This window comes from Natronorubrum halophilum (assembly GCF_003670115.1).
Lineage (GTDB): Archaea > Halobacteriota > Halobacteria > Halobacteriales > Natrialbaceae > Natronorubrum > Natronorubrum halophilum.
This window is the reverse complement of record NZ_QQTY01000005.1, coordinates 79272-96185: the sequence shown is the minus strand read 5'-3', so window position 1 is coordinate 96185 and position 16914 is coordinate 79272. Positions and strand designations below refer to the sequence as shown.

The window sequence follows — 16914 nt, the reverse complement described above, 5'->3', positions numbered from 1 at the left end:
CCTCGTTGGAAGGTGAGATTGCGTCCGGGACCATGAGTATGGTGTGTTCAGTCTTGGCTCAAGTTTGTGAGACTGTTACCTGCATACTACAGGCTGCTCAGAAAATACTGGAACTGGAACTCTTGCGGGAGTTTATGCCGACGCCATCTCCCGGCAGGAGTCGGCGCAGTCGCGCAGTTTGTCGGCGCAGACCTGACAGTGCTCGTGCTCATGTTGCTCACACTCATCGGCGCACTCCTCGCACGCCTCGGCACAAATTTCCGCGAGGTCGCTGCTATAGCCTGAGTTGCGGGACATGAAGCGCGCGTGCATCGACGTGAGATCGGCAACGTCTCTACACAGCCGGATGCATCGAGCCATCTCCTCGCCCATCCCGATACACTCGTCTGCGCACCACTCACATGCCTGTGAGGCTTCCGAGCAGTTGTCGATACACTCGTCCATCAATTCGTTGTCCGCGATGTGACTGATCTGTTTGAGCGCCATCAAGAGTTACTACCATAGCATATTGTTTAGTACGAGGGCAAGCAATCGCAGCCCAATACTTGAGCGCATTCAACTGACCTATGTAAGCCCCCTGTAATGAACGGCAACTATGTGTGCGAACTGATCACTCGATTTCTAACTGGCCGCTCTCGCCGTCTCTCTCACCGTCGTTCTCGTCCCATTCGAGTTCGAACTCGATACTCAATTCACCGGGACCATCCGTTGGCCCTTCGCGTTCGGCTTTGACCTCAAACGTCGGGCGGGCTGGCGGTTCCATCGTCACGGATTCGGAACCTGATTTTAATGTGACCGCATCACCTTGTTCGAGCTTCTCAGCAACACTGTGAAGATACGATGCAATTTCTTCTCGGGTCTGGCTGCTCTCTGATTTGAACAGAACTTCCTCGGGCATACAGAGTAACAATGCACCGCCTGCACCGATAAGTGGATCCCCTGTACTGAGTATGGACGTTGTCGAGATCCTCGAGTCACTGCCAGCTCTGGTAGCCTATAGGTCACCACTATTCAAATTGTTCAGTCGACGGAATGGGTTGACCAAGGATCCTAACGTTGATTGCTACCGACGTTTGATCTTTGGTCGCCCTGTCCGATTGACACACCACCAGCGGATGGGGAGCGTTGACGTCGGGTCACTACCGACGTCTTCTGGAGCAGTAGTTTATATACAAAGCCGAGGCCAACATCGGCGATGTCCGATATCGAACGTCGAGACGACCTCCTGATCGCCGTTGCACTGGCTGAGTTCAGTGTTCACACTGAAGATGTCGATCCCGACCTCTCAGAAAGAGCGTAGTTATTGGCTGCCAATCGACTTATCGAGTACGACGTCGGCCCGGCAGAGGTCGTCGACGAACTCGAGATTGGGTAGATCCCACTCGGAGCTCGAAGTGTCTCCTCGAGAAAAGCCGCAAAACGCCCGATAGCCAGGGGTACGGCCACCGGACGAGGCTGAAACAATGCCAGGTAGGTGGGATTGGATCTATGTCGCGCAGTGGAAACGCGACAGAGAATACGCTTCGTGTGAACGTTATCAACTTCGTCCCGATTCCAACAATCTCGGAATCGTCCTTGCATGTCGCCACAGTTACTGTGCTCCAAGAGTAGAACACTCACTCAGAACTGCCGACGCGCTCGATATCGGCGTATCATATAAACGGTAGTCTTATCACGGGGTCATTCAATTATTTTGATGTGAACCGACGGAAAGTGCTGCTCGGTAGTGGTGTCGCATTCTCAACGATCCTTGCCGGCTGCTCGAGCGACGAGACAGACAATAGTGGGGACGGAAACGGTGACGCTGATGGTGGCGACGAGACAGACAATAGTGGGAACGGAAACGGTGACGCTGGTGATGGCGACGAGAACCCCGGTTCTGGAGATGGCGAAAGCGAAGACAACAACGACGAAGAGGAATCTGAAGATGACACTGAAACCGTCGACGAACCCGAACCGCAGTCGTTCTCCGGGTCCGGCGCATCCGTCGAGGATGGCGTCTCGATCGAGGGTGGCCTTACCGTCGTCGACGCAACGCACACCGGCGGCTCGAGCAATTTCCAAGTTAGTCTCGTCAACGACAGCGAGTACGACGATAACTTCGTGAATGCGATTGGCGAGTACGACGGTGCATCTGCGGACCTGCTCGACGCTGACGAGTACATGCTCGACGTCGAAGCCGATGGTGACTGGGATGTCGAGATTCGCCAGCCGCGGGCGGCCAGCGGCGACAGTCTGTCGCAGTCGCTCTCGGGCGATAGTCCCGCTGTGGCTGGGCCATTCGAGTTCTCCGGCTCTCATATCGCCTCTGGGTCGCACTCCGGCTCGAGCAACTTCGCGGTCCAGATCTACCCAGCTGAAGGCAGCTTCGGCGAGCTGGTGTTCAATGAAATCGGCGAATACGATGGCGAGACGACGTGCAACTTCGACGGTGTCGGTTGGGTTGATGTCCAGGCCGACGGTGAGTGGGCGATCGATCTCGAGTAGTCACATCCGCTCGCTGTTCCGCGAGATTCGCCTCTTAATCTTGTCGACGGCTTCGGAACCAGTCTATCTATGGCCCAATTCTACATTCGCTTCATTCATACCGGGCAGATATTCCGCACCTGAAACTGGCCCTCGTCAGCTCGAAGCCACCTATACGAATAGTCCTCATTATTTGTGAACTGGGCATGCCAGCCGGAAACACTCGTGATTACCTCTTTGATCAAGTGTGTTCTGAGGCTGACGTCTTCTGAGAGTCTGTAGTTTGGCTCTGTTGAACTTCTCATCGACTGATACAAACAGTCTGCTGAATATAGAGCATATGTGCAGCAGAACGACTCCGTTTGTTTCACGCCGAAAGCGGCGCATCACCCGCTTACTAAACGTACGAATCTAACCCTTTCGCCAGCCTCGCGGACGGTTTAGAACGACTCTTGGTGGCGCATACCCTCCTGATCGGGTGCACCTTCGTCCTGGCGGTCCTCGCCGGGGGCGGGCGGCGTTCGGTCGCTGTAGTTCTTGCGTCCGATCGCCTCGTCTCCGACCATGTTCATGATCGTCTGTTTGACCTCCATCTCGGAGTCGTAGGTGCCCTGATTGATCGGTTCGAGGAGGTCGGCGAACGTCGCCTGTCCGTCGCCGAACTCGAGTTCGTGATCTCTGTAGGCCTTGAGCAGGTCCTCCTTGCTCGCCGGGTAATCGTGAGTTTCGAGCTTCTCATGGAGGTCGCCCAGATCGACACCCTGCTCGCGGCTGCGGTCGCTCATGGGTAGATGGTCGCCGCCCGATGGAATACTATCCCACCTTGCAAGTGCGCGCCGACACAAACGATACAAGACGCGCACTCACGTTCCAGTGATCGTTCTGTCTGGAATGAGTAAAAACTCCATCGAATCCCGAGATCTCAATGACGATACTGACGAAGATGCAATCCTCGAAAGCCGGTTGATCCCGGCGAGTTCGTCAAGGTAATTCGGCCATTCGAGAAGTTCTGGTTTACAGTTATGATAGAGGACTGATGGCGACCGATTCAATGGTAACTCCTTCCTCTGTACTAAGCGATTCGGCCCGTCACAATTTCTGTGGAGTGCCGTGCGACATCCGCGCGTTCTATTCAGCAGAGCTTTAATCCACTCACCGAATTATTGTTAAATGTGGTATGCTGAGTAGAGTGGATTAGTTGCTCAGAAGGACGAGTTGTGGATTTTAATCTGAAGAGTCACCGCTCCTACTGCTGCTCCACCGTAGAGAATCCTGTCAGTATGGCCGATGAAATCGATTTGAGTAAGCATTGGAAGTGCGAAGAAGATACCAATAACAAAGTCTGTGAGATAACCGAACGACCAGTATCTGGACGCGTCAACTGTCACAACTATACTGATGATAGAATAATGATAAATGCACAGGGAATCGTTACTTCCTCATCTCGTATATTTGCTTTCGAGCATCCATTGGATGGGGCCGGATCTCGATCACATTAATCTCTTCCAGAGCGTTTGTACAGTCGTAGATGCTTTTCGGAGAGAGCCCAGTCCTTGACTCGAGGTCGTCGGCAGTCATAGGTCCCTCTTCGAGGACACTGTAGATCAACCGTGTAGCTGGTGTGAGGTTGCGGACGTCCGTGGGCAGTTGTTCAGGCATTTGTCTATGGGTCGCGGAGTGTTGACGGTTCGATATCGATACCCTGTGCCTCTCGTTCGATGTACTCTGAAAGTTCACCACGTTTTGTGAGGAGAGTGCCCTTCTCGGAGAGTTTCCATGCTATCTCTCCATCGTCAGCCAGCTCGGCGTCGTAGATCCCGAGCTGCCAGCCCTTGAGGAGGACTTCACTGATGTCGCCCTCTTCTGCTTCTCGGAGGAGCGCTTCGCGAAGCTCATCGTCAGTCATCGGACCCACCTTGCTCGAAGTCGATCGCGACGATACCGTCGGGTTCGAGGATCTCCATGTCCAGACGGACGGCGTCCGACCGGCAGATCAACGTCTCGCGGCCGTCGACCCGCTCCGTGATCGTGATCATGTCGTCGAACGGCCGGAACTCTTCGTGGTTCGATGGAACCGCCAAGCCCGAGATCTCGACCCAGCCCCGCGCGATCTCGCGGGCCATAGCGATCGAGATGACGAGGACGCCGTCGTGGATCTCGTTGCCCAGCTGCTCGAAGCGGTCGCGTGCCTCCTGGAGTGTCTCGATCGACGTCGATCCGGAGATCGTCGTGACGTCGTTGTGCTCGAGGGCGTTTCGCCAGAGTTCGTGGTTGTTTTCGAAGACGCTCATCGATCCGCGTCACCCCCTTCTGTTCGCGTAGAGTTCTTAGACTGTGAGGATGGCTGATCAGTAGCCGTGTGTAGTGTGCACTGACAGGAGATGGATTGAATAGGAAAATTAATTCGAAGAGTAATGCCTCTAAGATGGATAGGGATGTCAAACAGAGACGATGTAAATCGGGGGTTAGCTGAGTGTACCGAATGTGGTTCTGTATATGCGGCTCGCCAATGGCCTACTGGCGAGATCCAGCCAATCGGAAGCGATAGCTGCGACTGTGGATCAACTGATTTCATCCTAATCGAAGATGACGACACCGAATCTGCTTCCGGTGGGCTGGCCGAAGACTGAACAGTAACGCTCGAGGCGTTACCACCGTCGGCCCTGATCTCCCGACCGTCTCGTAGCGGCGGCTCTTGTTCGCGGAGGTTGACTAACTCCGAGCGGTCCCATGAGGTCTGGCCTCGGCCCTGATTACGGCAGGTACGGCAGCTGAACCGGGTTGCGTTGAGGTCGATGGAGTGGTGTCCACGCGGGCAGACGAGTGGATCGATCGGGTTACTCATCGCGATCACCCTGCTTTCGCAGGAACTGGATCCGCTTGTTAGCGAGCCCGATCAGATCCTCTCGCGGATCGTCATATCTCGAGAGGTACGTTTCGATCTTCTCGAGCAGCGCCTCGTCGTCGTTGATCCCCAGCCGAACACGGCCCTCATTATCTTTGACTTGGAACAGGTCTCCATTGCTACGAGCGGCCGTGATCGCTTTAGAGATATCCTCGAGACTGTAGCCAGACCGACACCGATTCCCAACGACCGATGGCTTGCTCGCGAGCGGTGGTTGTTTGTGCCCGCTGTTCAGGTCGACGACGCGAATGATCGACTCAGAGGTATCCTTGGTGCGTTTGCGGCGTTCAGCATTGCTCTGTTGATCTGCTTGAGACATAATCAAGTCACCCTCCCGAGGTAGCGGATGTGGTCCGTCTGTGGTTCGATCGCCTCGCCGGCCTCGAGGAGAACATCCATATCTGCGTGGAGGCGGTCGGCGCTGTAATCGCGGTCGCAGTCTTCCTGGATGTACTCGATCACGCGCTCCCGTGGAACGCCGGAGTCGTATTCATCCTCGAGATCATCGATGGATAGTTTGAGCGTCTTCTTCCGATCCTTCTGGCTCTTCGACTGGCCCACTTCGACGACGTCGGCATCGAACTCGCCGTCCTCATTTTTGCCGACGTCTTGCATTGACCGACCAGCCATCTCTGTCGCGATCTGTGCGTGGCGCTCAGTGATCGTATTTGAGAGTTCGAACTTCGCTGCGGCCTCAGCGATCCGAACCAGCCCCTCGAGGTCGCGGAAGGTGACCGGAACCGGCGAACTGTCTCGGACGTCGTACAGTTTGCGGATCTCGAGAAAGCTCTCCCGCAGCTGTTCTTTGACCGCCTCGCTTTCGAACGGCGGGTTTGGCTGCTGCTTCGCGACGGCGATCCACTTCCGGAAGATCTCGGGATCGACGATCGGCTCGGCGACGTCATCATCCTCATCGACGAGAACGTCCTCCTCGCGTTTCGCAGCATCGCGAACGTCGAGGACGTGATCGGCCAGCTCCCGATCACTCTCCTCCTTGGAAACGTCCTGGACAGTGAAGATGAGGTCAAACCTTGACAGCAGATCAGACCGGAAGTCGAACTGTTCCGGGATGGGTTCGTACGGATCGAACCGACCATGCTTCGGGTTACCCGCAGCGATCACCGAGGTCTGGGTCTCGAATGTCGCTTGCTCGCCGGCGATCGAGGCGTTGATCTTCTGCTTCGACATCGGCTCGAGCATGAACGCCCGGACGTCGGGTTCCATGTCGTCGAGTTCGTCGATACAGACCGTCCCACCGTTCGCTTTCACGAACGCACCGGCTTTCAGCGACCAGTCGCCATCACCGAAGTCATCCTGTTCGGCAGTAACTGTCAAACCGGGGCCGGTCGCTCGTCGGCTCGTAACGCCGACGGTCCGCCAGCCGATCGACTCGGCCCGGTCGATCAGCTTCGACTTGCCGGTTCCGGGATCGCCGATCAGGAAGACGTTCAGTGTCGACCGGTCGCTGTCACCGTCGCCGTACTGAATCTGTCCACCGGAGACCATCGCCAGGATGAGCGCTTTCTTCTCGAGGTCGTAGCCGAAGACCTTCGTCGTCAGCGATTGCGCACCCACGTCGAGCGGGTCACCTTCGGCACCGTCGGAGAGCTCTCGGATCCGCTTGCGCTCTTGCGAAGAGACGTCGAGATCCTGTTGATCGGTCTTCTCGATCTCGATGTGGTGGCCTTCGAGGTAGGGATCGAACTTGGGTTTCTTCTGCTGCCCCGAGGACTCCTGTTCGAAGTGGATGATGCCCGAGACGACAACGCGGTCACCGACCGTGACGTCGCCAGCGATATCGTCCTCGACGAACGCGTCGATCTTCTGGCCGGCGCCGTCAGCGAGCTCCGGTGGCACCTTGATTCGGAGTTTCTGTGCGTCGACGAACTCCGACTGGTCGAAGTTCACTCTGAATGGCCCCTGTCGTTCACAGCCTTGGCACTCGTGGGGTTCCTGGAAGCTCCCATCCGGCTGCGGGACTCGAGTGAGCGTTCCACAGAGCTTGCACTCGAACGCGGACTCCTCGATCTTTGGATAGACGTCCGATGTCTTCGTGATCTCCCCGCGAATCGAACGGTAGTCGGCGAGGTGTTCCGATGGGGAGAACTCTCCTGGATAGAACGTGTATTCCTCCGGAAGGTTTCCGACGCGTACGTGGGCGTGGAGTGAGATGTCGATCGAGAGATCGAATATTCGCAGTGCCTCCTCGAAGTACCGACGCATCTGCTCCGGTTGTGTGAGGTAGTCGTCAGCGACTTTCGGGTCGAACTGGTGGATGTCTCCCCAGTCGACCTCGAGGGAGCGCTGTTCGTTCGGATACTTCTGGGCCAGTTTCCCGATCTCCTCTTTGTAGTAGCGACGGTAGAACTTCGTCGCCAGGCGATCGGTGAGTGGTTCGTCTTGGGATGGTTGGGTTGACATTGGATCGGTCGCGGTTTTCGTCTGCGAATAAAACCGAATCGAGCCTTCGTGACGTTGAGCGACGGCGTCGGACGGCGTCGGATTCGGCGTACTCACAGCTAACCGACACTTATTTACACAACACCACTTGGACTGAGTTACACTCAGATTTATGGAGGAGGTATCCCTCGCTGGAACGAACCCATCTTTAGATCACCCCCTCCGAATCCGTTTTCTTCGCGGACGAAAACGCGGCTCCTGTTCTCGCCTCGTCTGCGTCGACGGCCAGTTGCTTCCCTTTCCCGGCTGGATCTCGGTATTCGAATCCGGGAGCTTCTGCGGCGAGCCGCATCAACTTGTAGCAGTAGTCTGCGCTCGGTTCACCGTCGAAAACACTCCACATGACGTCGTTGTAGTCGAGCGTCGCTTTCCCATGGCCGTTGGTCGCTCGCTGGAACGCGTGTTCACGGACGCGGCCAACGCGACCGTCGCGATCGAGATCGTCGTATGGTTTCGTCCCCTCGAGGTCCTGGTAGCGCAGCTCGAGTGTGGTGACGCGATCGACGAGATTGCTGTTTTCCTCCCGGAGCTTTTCGACCTCATCCTCGAGATCCGAACAGCGGTTCATCGCACGCTGGGCAACCTGGAGCGCATCTTCTGGGCTGACCTCTGGCGTCTCACCCATGGAGATCACCTTCGAGGTGCTCGATGCGGGCTTCGATTTCGTCGGTTTCTGCTTGGAGGTCGTTGAGTTCGTCCTCGAGGAAGACGCACTTCCCGAGCGCACGCTGGGAGATCACGACGGCGTCCGCAGCCGGCGACTCAGACATCCCACAACACCTCGTAGCCGACACTGCAGGCATCACAGACTGTCCGAGGCCCGTGCTTCGGGTGATCGATCACGACGTCGGCGTCATCGGTACAGCCGAGCGCTCCGCAGAACGGGCCGAACCCGTCGGTGGCGGAGCTCATGCCACGACACCTCTTGCAGGAGCCGAATTACCTAATAAACCAGATGTCGCTGCATCAACCTCTCGAGATGTAGACGAGTCCCCTACCTCGCGAATATCACGAAGAGAAGGCCCACGATAGGGTGTTTTTACGCGGGCATGTAAAGAATTTGATGAGTGCCCGGGGAGGGCTCCGAACCCTCGATCTCCGCATGTCCCAGGTCCGAGGCTCGGCATGAGTCCTCGTGGGGACACGGAGGCTTCCAAGGCGAAACCGCACCGAATCTCTGAACCCTATGAGTGCGGCGCTATGTCCAGCTAAGCCACCCGGGCTCACTCGTTCGTAGTGCGGTCTGTTTCTTTAACCTTCTCATTCCACCCGGGCGTGCAACGACGACCCACGGATTTATCACATGGCCTTCCTAACTACCCGCGCATGAGCGTTCCCGGAATCGTCCAGTCTACTCTCAACGGCGAGGAAATCGCAGCTCGAGTCTCTCTCGGTGGCGAAGACGAACTCTTCATTACCCCCTCGAGCACGCTCGTCTATCGCTCAGATGGGCTCTTGAGCGACGAATCGGTCGACGAACTCCCTCACAACGCCGATCGACTGACGCTCTCGGAGGGGCGACGCAAAACCAAGTTCACCCTCGAGTATCCACTCGAGGAAACCCGGTCGTTTAGCGTTCCCTCGAGTAAGACCGATGCGGTCTTGCACCCGGTGTTGGCCGGTGTCTTGAACGGAAACGGGATCACCGACCCCGGCGAGACGGTCGTCAAGACCTATCGCTTTAGCGAACTGACGCTGCTCATCACGAGCGCCCGACTGGTCAAACACATCGGCGGAGCGGTCTGGGATAGCGACTACGAAGAGTATCACTTCGGGGACGTAACGAGTCTCGCGTTCGAGGACGGGAGCGTCGCGACGCAGATCGTTCTCACGGTGGACGGCCGTCCGCAGCGGATCAAAGCCCCGAACGAGGAGGCGAACGATCTCCGCGAACGGCTTCAGCGCGCCCTCTTCGAGTACCACGACGTCGGCTCGCTCGAGGAACTCAACGAGACGATCGGCGGTGACGAAGAGGCGGACCAGGATCGCGAGCGCACGTCGGTCGATTTCGGCGACGGAGTCGCCCCGCTCGACGCCAACCCGCCCGAACTGGATGACGACGGGGCGATCAGCGACCCGACTCCGGAGGAAGACGCGCAGTCGGTCGACCCGCTCACCGAAACGACTGCGGGGACCGATTCGAACGCGGGCGGGCCACGGGCGGATCAGGCGACCGGCCAGGACCAACGCGACTCTCGCCCGCCCGAACAGGAGCGTGCAGAGACGAACTCGAAATCGGACGGCGAGCCGACAGCGCTGACTCACGAGTCGGACACGACCGTAGAGATGTCGGCCGATACGCCAGCCGAGTCGGAGACCGACCTCGCGGACACGGGAACGGACGACACGGAGGCGAGCGAGCGCCAAGTCGATCCAGGGTCCGTCATCGAATCGCCGTCCATACTCGAGCCCGACGCCACGGGCGAGTCCGACGCCGGGACCGACGACGCCGACGAGTTGCTCGAGCGCATCGACTCGCTCGAGGACGCCGTCGAACGACAACACGAGCTGCTCGAGCACCAACAGCAGACGATCGAACAACTGATCGTCGAACTCCGAAACGGGCGCTAACGGCGCACTCAGTCATCGCGACCGGTCACTTTTCGGATGCACGAGGAGCCGAAGGGGCCGAGTTCGCCGGCCTCGAGGTTGATGAAATGGCCCGTCGACAGCCCCGAGCCGCAGCGCTGACAGGAGAACTCTCCTTCCTTCGTGATGACGTCCTGTTCGAACCGGACGTACTGGCGGCTCTTCGGGCGGATGATTCCGTCTTCGCGCTCGATGATACCCCGGAGCTCCGCTTCGTCGAGGATCGTTCGCGTTACCGTCGGGTCGGTCGTCACCGTCTCGATCCGGTCGATGACATCGGGGAGCGGGATCGACCCGTGCTCGAGACGTTCGAGCAGTGCCAGTCCCAACGCGACCCGATCGTCGCCGACGTCGACGGTCGCTTCCGACTCGGTCTCGTCGCGGTCCATCGGTGAGTGGTGGCAGGCGGGGGCGAATAAACGTTGTGTCGCATCGCTCCTCGTCGAGACACAAACGTTTCAACGCTCGATGAGAAACTGCGATCGATGTCGCCGTTGTCGGTCGGGGCCCGTGCGCTCGTTAGCGTGGTCGCGATCGGTACGATCGTCACCGCGGCCGTGATCGGTTCGCCGACGACGGCGTTCGAGACTGTCGAGTCGGTGTCGGCCGATCCCGCGCTGTTCGGTCTCGTCGTGATCGGACTGTACCTCCTGCGGCCGCTGCTCGCTCTCCCGACGACGCCGCTTGCCGTCGTGGTCGGCTACGGCTACGGCGTCACGCTCGGAATCCCGATCGCACTCGTCGGCGTTCTGGTGACGGTCACTCCCGTCTTCCTCGTCGCTCGCTGGGTCACTCGCGACGCGTCGAGCGCCGATTCCGGCCTGGAATCGATCGGTGGCCCGTTCGGCACGGCCCTCGAGCGAACCGGAACCGCCGTCTCACGGTACTACGAACGCGCGGGGTCGACCCGCGGCGTCGTCGCCTCGCGGCTGGCTCCGCTCCCGTCGGACGTCTCGACGTGTGCTGCAGCGGTCAGCGGCGTGTCGCTTCGCCAGTTCCTGCTCGGAACCGCGGTCGGCGAACTCCCGTGGACGGTCGCGGCGGTCGTCGTCGGCTCCTCGGCAGCGACCGTGACGGCGGGCGGTTTCGGCGAACTCGGTCTGACGCTCTCCCTCGTGTGTGGCGTCGCCGCTGCGACGTTGCTTGCGGGCCCCGCGTACCGAGCCGTACGGTCGAGAACGGAGGCGCGAAACGCCGGCCGATCGACGGACAGCTAAGCAGTGCCAGTTCAGTTACGCCTCGTCGTCTCGGTTTCGCTCTCGATCAGCGAATCGCTCGGTTCCGTCAGGTCGTCTTCCAGTTGCTGGTAGGCCTCGGTGTTCTCGAGGGTGTCCGGTGACCGGTCGTCCCCCAGCGTCTCCATCTTGTTCGAGAGAGTGGTGAGTTCGCGTTTGCCGTCGTCGGTGACGCGCGACTGCGCCGGAGGTTCTCGATGATCCGCGTCGGCTGGGCTCGAGTCACCGGTTTGGTGACGTAGTCGTCGATATCCAGTTCGACGATAGGACTTCGTCGCCGGGACGATCCGGCATGTGCCGATCGAGGAGGACGACGAGGATCGTCTGTTGCGTGTCCGAAGCCACAGTGCCTCATCTCGTATCAGTTCGGTTCGACTCACGGCGCGAGTCGGGCACTGGGTTGGTTCGGCGGACTGGCACTACAGGAAGGGATCGCTACAATCGATGACGACGCCGTGTTGGGGGCAGACGTACTTGCAGTGGCGTTTGTACATCGGTGTCGCACAGAGCGGACACGGCTGGCCGTTCGTTCGCTGACGCTCGTCGGCATCAGTCACGGCTCGGTACCTCCGGATGCGGTGCTCGTCGGGTCGCCCGTACTGTGATGGCTTGACCGATTACGATACATTCCGGTAGGTGCTGCTGAGGGGAGCCGTCCCTATGAACACGAGGGATTTACGCTGTCCCGTTGTTCTACAGTCGCAACTGAACACCCTCACGCACCGATCGCACATCCATCGGGCGGCGAGTGTACCGACGGCCAACGGCTGCGACGATCGGCGGTGACGGCCGTTCGTTACACGGTCCTCATAAGCGCCGCTGAATTATTCATCTAATATTCATTTGTAGAAATGAGCATGCATAGCGTTAATAATCAGTTCGTGGATCGATTGGGTGGTGCTACCAATTAGCATGACCTGTCCGGAAACAAGAAACCGTTCAAACCGCCCGGTCCGTGGGGCTGACTGCGGCGTTTTCCAGCCGGGAGGTCACGGACCGGGTTCAGAACAGTGGCGCAGTGGGGGTACCGCTCGGTCGAACTCTCACCGTTTCGAACGGGGGCAGATCGATGGCTGATTCGGACGAATCGAGCGCAGTCGGTCGCTTCCGCGACGAGCTCGACCCCATCGTCTTCCTGTTCGGCGCAGGAATCACGGTCGGGGTCATCGCACTGTACTTCCTCAGCCCGACCACCGTCGAAAGCGCCATCAGCGTGGCCAACGAATCGATGCTCGAGTACCTGAACTGGGCGCTGTTGCTGATCGTCTTCCTGATCGTCCTGTTCTTGCTCTTCTTGATCGTCGGTCCGTGGGGCAAGATCAAGTTCGGCGACAGCGATCCGGAGTACAGCTTCATCTCGTTTTTCACGATGTTGTACTCGGCCGGTTTCGCCGCGGGCGTCGTCTTCTGGGGGCCGACGGAGGCGCTGTACTACTACGACGATCCGTCGCCCCTGTACAACGTCTCCGGCGGCTCGGCCGAGGCGATGACGATAGCGGTCCAGCAGACTCTGTTCCACTGGGCGCTGCCCCAACTCGCGGTCTTTACGATCATGGGGATCGCGATCGGTTACTTCGCGTACAACTACGACAGCGTTCCGCTCCGGGTTTCCTCGGCACTGACGCCGATTCTCGGTGCGGATAACCTCGACGGGCCGGCCGCGAAGGTGATCGATATCCTCGCGGTCTTCGCGACGATCGGCGGCGTCGCGACGTCGCTCGGCTTCATCGGCAGCCAGTTCGTCACTGGACTGGACTACCAGTGGGGGATCGATCTGGGCAACACCGGCATCTTGCTTGTGGTGACGACGATGACGCTCCTGTTTACGATTTCGATGGTGCTCGGCGTTGACAAGGGGATTCGCCGGCTCTCGAACTTCAATATGATCCTCTTCGTGGCCCTCATGCTCGCGACGTTCATCCTCGGCCCAACCATCTTTCTCGTCCTGCTCGGGACGCAGGCCTTCGGCGGCATGGTGACCAATTTCGTCTCGATGAGCCTGTTTACCGGCGCGGGTGTCGAAGGCGGGACCGAGTGGACGAACACCTGGACCGTCTTCTACTGGGCGTGGGCCCTCTCGTGGTCCCCGTTCGCCGGACTGTTCATCGCCCGGATCTCCCGCGGTCGAACCGTTCGCGAAGTCGCATTCACGGGCATCGTCGCCACCTCGGGCGCGACGATCCCGTGGTTCACGTTCGTCGGCGGCTCGGCCGTCTGGGCCCAGCACAACGGCGTCACGGACATCCTCGGCCCCGTCGGCGAACACGGCGCACCGGTCGCCGGCTTCGCCCTGTTCGAGGCGTTCCCGCTCGGGTCGGTGTTCATGGTCACCTTCATGATCCTCGTCACGACGTTCTTCATCACGTCGGCGGACTCCTCGACGCTCGCCGTCTCGATGATGACGACCGGTGGCAAGGCGAGTCCCTCGAGCATCAATCGGGTCTTCTGGGGCGTCGTGCTCGGGATGACCGCGGCGATCCTCATGATCCTCGGCGGCGTCGACGCGTTGCAGTCCGCCGCGATCATCACGGGCGGGCCGTTCGCGTTCGTCTGCTTCCTCGCGATGCTGGGCCTCATCAGGGAGTTCAGTTCGCGGTTCGGCCGCGTCCTGCTTCAGGACGACGCCTGGATCATCGGCTCTCGACCGGAACGGCAGTCGAAACCCGATGCCGTTCCCGGCGATGACGACGACTAACATCGGTACTCATCGGCGCTGACTCTCTCCCTCTCTCTCGTCGCCGTTAGGCGTTCGATCGACCGTTTCCAGAACTCGAGTCCATCGTCGAAACCGATTCGTTATCAGGGGCCGCTCGAGTGTCGTCCGTATGTCCGATCGATGGTTGTACGCGTGGGCGCTCGGCTCCGCCGCCTTTGGCGGGGCGTCGCTGATCGTCCCGCTGTACGTCGTCTCGCTCGGCGGCGATCCGTTCACACTCGGCGTTCTCGCTGCAGCGGCCGCGTTCGTCGGCGTGCCCGGTGCGCTGGCGTTCGGCGGTCTCGCCGACCGGACGGGGAAACGCCGCGCGTTCGTCCTCGTCGCACTCGCGCTCGTCGCCGCGATGTTACTCGTCGTCCCACTTACGCGGTCGATCCCGATCGTTATCGCTGCGAACGCGGCCATCTGGTTCGCATCCGCTGCCGTCCTGCCGATCCTTACGCTGCTAGCGGTAACGGACGTCCCCGACAACCGGTGGAGTGCGCGAATCGCGCGGCTCAACACGTACCAGGGCGTCGGCTGGGCGCTCGGCCTCTTCGCTGGCACCGTCTGGACCGCCGGCACGACGCGCCTCGTCGACCCGCTCGCGGCCCAGCAGGGATTTCTGGTGATCTGTGCGGGTTGTGCAGCGGTGAGCGTCGTCGCAGCCGGTCGATCGCTGCCGCCGGATCCGGGTCCCGGTGACGACCCCGAACCGCAGAAACTCCGCCGAGCCAGTCAGCGCGCCGGGCGGTTCAACATCCGCGGCGTCACGTTTCCCTTTTCGCCGGTTCGCATCGATCCCCGCGGCCTCCACCCGCGACGACTCGCCCGTCGGTTCACGCCGTCGCTCACGCTGTACTTCGGCGCGATCGTACTGGTGTTTTCGGGATCGGCGGCCTTCTTCGCCCCGCTCCCGGCTTTCCTCGGCGAAATCGGGTACGGCTCCGACGGAACCTTCGTCCTGTACCTGCTCTCGAGTCTCGCATCCGCGGTCTTCTTCGATCGCGTCGGCGCGTTCGCGACGACCCACGACGCCCGACTCGTGCAGGTCGGCGGCCTGCTCGCCCGTGCCGTTGCGCTCCCGGTCGTCGCCATCGCCGGCGCTGCGCTCGGCGTGACGCGCGTCGGACTCGTCGGAACCGGTCTCGTCTTCGGTATCATCGGCCTCACGTGGGCCGTCATTGCCGTGACAACGGGAACCATCGTCACGCAACTCGCGCCGGCATCTGTCCGCGGCGAGGCGCTCGGGGCCTACAGCGCGCTGATGGCCTTCGCGGGCGGAGTCGGCAGTATCGCTGGTGGGTGGCTCGCCGCCTCGAGTTACGTCCTCGCCTTCACCGTCGCCGGTGGACTGGTTCTCGCCGGCGCTGGCGTCGTCGCTTTGCTGTGGTACCACATGACGGCCGTCGTGGAGCCGGATCGAACGGCTATCTGATCGATTGGCGATCGACTGCTCCGCTGGCGGTTCACCGCTGAATGTCCTCCTCGAGGACGCGTTACTGATCTTTTCGTTTCGCTTCCGTTGCCATGTCAGATCCTCTCATCGGATGGTATTTAACTATAATTTAAATTTGTAGCCATCAACATGGTACATCTCTACTGTGCATCAGTAGCCGTCTGTGGCGGTAGCCTCGGAGGGATCGGTCTCACCAATATCGTCTCTGGTAGTATCGTTCTCTCCCAGTGTTTCTCTTAATTGGCGGAATTGGAATGAGTGCAGGGACGATCTATGATGTATTCATCTCGTCACACACACCCGATACGGCTCCTGATAACCGTCTAGTGTGGTTTACAGCAGCTATGGTGACCGTAGACGTTATAGCTGGAATCTGGTCTCTGGTTGGGTAGTAGCAACCGATCACTGCTTTCCCTGTCTGTAACACGGCTACTGAAAAACCATCAGAGAGATAGTATTTCAACAGTTCCGCTGTATCTTCTCAAGGATAGAATAGAGAGACTCGAGGGCGTCGATGGTGTAATCCGGTTCCTGATATGGTTCTTCCTTGTCGTTTTTGAGCCATATCGTCGTCATCCCGAAGCACTGAGCCATCAGGAGATCTTCATTGAATTCGTCGCTGACCATAACGATCTCACCGTCTATGCCTTCCATGCAACGATGGTACCCTCTCGGATGGGGCTTCGGCCGTTCCAGCTCACTCGAAACGAACAAAGAATCGAATACGTCCCGAACATTATGCCGTTGAAGTACCTTTTCAATCCATGGCTTCGCCATATTGCTAAACAACACGAGGGAGTGTTGGGACGCTAACTCAGCAAGAATCTCTTTGTTCTCTTCTGGGAAGTAAGGGTTGAGCCAGGTACGGTCAATATACTCGACGCAGTTCTCTTCTGTCGCTCCAGTTAGTGTCGATAATAGTTCGACGTACTGCTCTTCACTGTTCAGAAGCCCTGTTCGAAAGAGGTAATAGGCCAACCAACCCGGGTACGGTTCCTGACTCGGAGACACTCCGAGTAGGTGGGCGTGCTCTCGCTCGTCGATATGATCAACCAGAACTCCACCGTAGTCGAGAACAACTCTCATACGGTATCGAATAGATGGC

21 protein-coding genes and 1 tRNA gene are annotated in these 16914 nt (G+C 59.1%); 5 read left to right on the top strand and 17 right to left on the bottom strand.

Annotation, left to right across the window (positions count from 1 at the left end; genetic code table 11):
• Positions 1-132 precede the first annotated feature (132 nt).
• Together DWB23_RS19270 and DWB23_RS19265 are read right to left on the bottom strand one after the other, a co-directional pair.
• A complete protein-coding gene (locus tag DWB23_RS19270; protein ID WP_121744422.1) occupies positions 133-486 on the bottom strand; it encodes a four-helix bundle copper-binding protein in 354 nt (117 codons plus the stop codon).
• Between the two features lie 124 nt (positions 487-610).
• Positions 611-898 carry an amphi-Trp domain-containing protein gene (locus DWB23_RS19265; RefSeq protein WP_121744421.1) on the bottom strand — a complete coding sequence of 96 codons (288 nt, stop codon included), beginning with the start codon at positions 896-898 and terminating at the stop codon, positions 611-613.
• Between the two features lie 800 nt (positions 899-1698).
• Between DWB23_RS19265 and DWB23_RS19255 the strand changes: the two genes are divergently transcribed.
• Positions 1699-2487, top strand: a complete 789-nt coding sequence (locus DWB23_RS19255) for a hypothetical protein (RefSeq protein WP_121744420.1) — start codon at positions 1699-1701, stop codon at positions 2485-2487.
• Positions 2488-2906: 419 nt separating this feature from the next.
• Here the strand turns inward: DWB23_RS19255 and DWB23_RS19250 are convergent, their stop codons facing one another.
• The 11 genes from DWB23_RS19250 to DWB23_RS19200 form a co-directional block, all read right to left on the bottom strand.
• Positions 2907-3251, bottom strand: coding sequence for a DUF5789 family protein (locus DWB23_RS19250; RefSeq protein ID WP_121744419.1), 345 nt, complete (start codon positions 3249-3251; stop codon positions 2907-2909).
• A 417-nt stretch (positions 3252-3668) separates the two neighbouring features.
• On the bottom strand, positions 3669-3854 hold the full coding sequence (locus DWB23_RS19240) for a hypothetical protein (protein WP_238717510.1): 186 nt from the start codon (positions 3852-3854) through the stop codon (positions 3669-3671).
• A 43-nt stretch (positions 3855-3897) separates the two neighbouring features.
• Positions 3898-4044, bottom strand: a complete 147-nt coding sequence (locus DWB23_RS23565) for a hypothetical protein (RefSeq protein WP_238717509.1) — start codon at positions 4042-4044, stop codon at positions 3898-3900.
• An 85-nt stretch (positions 4045-4129) separates the two neighbouring features.
• Entirely contained in the window at positions 4130-4372 is a 243-nt protein-coding gene (locus DWB23_RS19230) for a hypothetical protein (RefSeq protein ID WP_121744417.1), read from the bottom strand.
• Positions 4365-4757, bottom strand: coding sequence for a hypothetical protein (locus DWB23_RS19225; protein WP_121744416.1), 393 nt, complete (start codon positions 4755-4757; stop codon positions 4365-4367). The genes DWB23_RS19230 and DWB23_RS19225 overlap by 8 nt, the downstream gene beginning before the upstream one ends.
• Positions 4758-5303: 546 nt before the next feature.
• Complete coding sequence (locus DWB23_RS19215; protein WP_121744414.1) at positions 5304-5690, bottom strand: hypothetical protein; 387 nt, start codon at positions 5688-5690, stop codon at positions 5304-5306.
• A 2-nt stretch (positions 5691-5692) separates the two neighbouring features.
• Positions 5693-7792 (bottom strand): minichromosome maintenance protein MCM, encoded by a 2100-nt coding sequence (locus tag DWB23_RS19210; protein WP_121744764.1) that lies wholly within the window; start codon positions 7790-7792, stop codon positions 5693-5695.
• Positions 7793-7979: 187 nt separating this feature from the next.
• Complete coding sequence (locus tag DWB23_RS19205) at positions 7980-8456, bottom strand: hypothetical protein (RefSeq protein WP_121744413.1); 477 nt, start codon at positions 8454-8456, stop codon at positions 7980-7982.
• Positions 8449-8601 (bottom strand): hypothetical protein, encoded by a 153-nt coding sequence (locus DWB23_RS23185; RefSeq protein WP_162989875.1) that lies wholly within the window; start codon positions 8599-8601, stop codon positions 8449-8451. Before DWB23_RS23185 ends, DWB23_RS19205 begins: the two co-directional genes overlap by 8 nt.
• Positions 8594-8743, bottom strand: a complete 150-nt coding sequence (locus DWB23_RS23180) for a hypothetical protein (protein WP_162989874.1) — start codon at positions 8741-8743, stop codon at positions 8594-8596. The genes DWB23_RS23185 and DWB23_RS23180 overlap by 8 nt, the downstream gene beginning before the upstream one ends.
• A gap of 156 nt (positions 8744-8899) precedes the next feature.
• A tRNA-Met gene (locus tag DWB23_RS19200) sits at positions 8900-9054 on the bottom strand.
• A 103-nt stretch (positions 9055-9157) separates the two neighbouring features.
• Between DWB23_RS19200 and DWB23_RS19195 the strand changes: the two genes are divergently transcribed.
• On the top strand, positions 9158-10402 hold the full coding sequence (locus tag DWB23_RS19195; RefSeq protein ID WP_121744412.1) for a DUF7115 domain-containing protein: 1245 nt from the start codon (positions 9158-9160) through the stop codon (positions 10400-10402).
• A gap of 8 nt (positions 10403-10410) precedes the next feature.
• Here DWB23_RS19195 and DWB23_RS19190 read toward each other — a convergent pair whose 3' ends face one another.
• Positions 10411-10809, bottom strand: a complete 399-nt coding sequence (locus tag DWB23_RS19190; RefSeq protein ID WP_121744411.1) for a DUF5830 family protein — start codon at positions 10807-10809, stop codon at positions 10411-10413.
• A gap of 96 nt (positions 10810-10905) precedes the next feature.
• Between DWB23_RS19190 and DWB23_RS19185 the strand changes: the two genes are divergently transcribed.
• Positions 10906-11637: a TVP38/TMEM64 family protein gene (locus tag DWB23_RS19185; RefSeq protein ID WP_121744410.1), complete on the top strand. Its 732-nt coding sequence runs from the start codon at positions 10906-10908 to the stop codon at positions 11635-11637.
• An 11-nt stretch (positions 11638-11648) separates the two neighbouring features.
• Here the strand turns inward: DWB23_RS19185 and DWB23_RS23560 are convergent, their stop codons facing one another.
• Entirely contained in the window at positions 11649-11783 is a 135-nt protein-coding gene (locus tag DWB23_RS23560) for a hypothetical protein (RefSeq protein WP_238717508.1), read from the bottom strand.
• A 291-nt stretch (positions 11784-12074) separates the two neighbouring features.
• Positions 12075-12212, bottom strand: a complete 138-nt coding sequence (locus tag DWB23_RS23175) for an HVO_2523 family zinc finger protein (protein ID WP_162989873.1) — start codon at positions 12210-12212, stop codon at positions 12075-12077.
• Positions 12213-12724: 512 nt separating this feature from the next.
• On the opposite strand from DWB23_RS23175, the gene DWB23_RS19175 reads away from it, so the two are divergent.
• Both DWB23_RS19175 and DWB23_RS19170 read left to right on the top strand, forming a co-directional pair.
• Positions 12725-14350: a BCCT family transporter gene (locus DWB23_RS19175; protein WP_121744409.1), complete on the top strand. Its 1626-nt coding sequence runs from the start codon at positions 12725-12727 to the stop codon at positions 14348-14350.
• Between the two features lie 130 nt (positions 14351-14480).
• Positions 14481-15788: an MFS transporter gene (locus tag DWB23_RS19170; protein ID WP_121744408.1), complete on the top strand. Its 1308-nt coding sequence runs from the start codon at positions 14481-14483 to the stop codon at positions 15786-15788.
• A 480-nt stretch (positions 15789-16268) separates the two neighbouring features.
• Here the strand turns inward: DWB23_RS19170 and DWB23_RS19165 are convergent, their stop codons facing one another.
• Positions 16269-16895: an HAD family hydrolase gene (locus DWB23_RS19165; RefSeq protein ID WP_121744407.1), complete on the bottom strand. Its 627-nt coding sequence runs from the start codon at positions 16893-16895 to the stop codon at positions 16269-16271.
• Positions 16896-16914 lie beyond the last annotated feature (19 nt).

Excerpts from the sequence above, each read along its gene's own strand:
- DWB23_RS19195 (WP_121744412.1), top strand. The coding sequence starts at position 9,158 with ATGAGCGTTCCCGGAATCGTCCAGTCTACTCTCAACGGCGAGGAAATC.
- DWB23_RS19265 (WP_121744421.1), bottom strand. The coding sequence starts at position 898 with ATGCCCGAGGAAGTTCTGTTCAAATCAGAGAGCAGCCAGACCCGAGAA.
- DWB23_RS19165 (WP_121744407.1), bottom strand. The coding sequence starts at position 16,895 with ATGAGAGTTGTTCTCGACTACGGTGGAGTTCTGGTTGATCATATCGAC.
- DWB23_RS19230 (WP_121744417.1), bottom strand. The coding sequence starts at position 4,372 with ATGACTGACGATGAGCTTCGCGAAGCGCTCCTCCGAGAAGCAGAAGAG.
- DWB23_RS19250 (WP_121744419.1), bottom strand. The coding sequence starts at position 3,251 with ATGAGCGACCGCAGCCGCGAGCAGGGTGTCGATCTGGGCGACCTCCAT.
- DWB23_RS19170 (WP_121744408.1), top strand. The coding sequence starts at position 14,481 with ATGTCCGATCGATGGTTGTACGCGTGGGCGCTCGGCTCCGCCGCCTTT.
- DWB23_RS19215 (WP_121744414.1), bottom strand. The coding sequence starts at position 5,690 with ATGTCTCAAGCAGATCAACAGAGCAATGCTGAACGCCGCAAACGCACC.
- DWB23_RS23185 (WP_162989875.1), bottom strand. The coding sequence starts at position 8,601 with ATGTCTGAGTCGCCGGCTGCGGACGCCGTCGTGATCTCCCAGCGTGCG.
- DWB23_RS19225 (WP_121744416.1), bottom strand. The coding sequence starts at position 4,757 with ATGAGCGTCTTCGAAAACAACCACGAACTCTGGCGAAACGCCCTCGAG.
- DWB23_RS19190 (WP_121744411.1), bottom strand. The coding sequence starts at position 10,809 with ATGGACCGCGACGAGACCGAGTCGGAAGCGACCGTCGACGTCGGCGAC.
- DWB23_RS19210 (WP_121744764.1), bottom strand. The coding sequence starts at position 7,792 with ATGTCAACCCAACCATCCCAAGACGAACCACTCACCGATCGCCTGGCG.
- DWB23_RS19205 (WP_121744413.1), bottom strand. The coding sequence starts at position 8,456 with ATGGGTGAGACGCCAGAGGTCAGCCCAGAAGATGCGCTCCAGGTTGCC.
- DWB23_RS19185 (WP_121744410.1), top strand. The coding sequence starts at position 10,906 with ATGTCGCCGTTGTCGGTCGGGGCCCGTGCGCTCGTTAGCGTGGTCGCG.
- DWB23_RS23180 (WP_162989874.1), bottom strand. The coding sequence starts at position 8,743 with ATGAGCTCCGCCACCGACGGGTTCGGCCCGTTCTGCGGAGCGCTCGGC.
- DWB23_RS19270 (WP_121744422.1), bottom strand. The coding sequence starts at position 486 with ATGGCGCTCAAACAGATCAGTCACATCGCGGACAACGAATTGATGGAC.
- DWB23_RS19175 (WP_121744409.1), top strand. The coding sequence starts at position 12,725 with ATGGCTGATTCGGACGAATCGAGCGCAGTCGGTCGCTTCCGCGACGAG.
- DWB23_RS23565 (WP_238717509.1), bottom strand. The coding sequence starts at position 4,044 with ATGACTGCCGACGACCTCGAGTCAAGGACTGGGCTCTCTCCGAAAAGC.
- DWB23_RS23560 (WP_238717508.1), bottom strand. The coding sequence starts at position 11,783 with ATGGAGACGCTGGGGGACGACCGGTCACCGGACACCCTCGAGAACACC.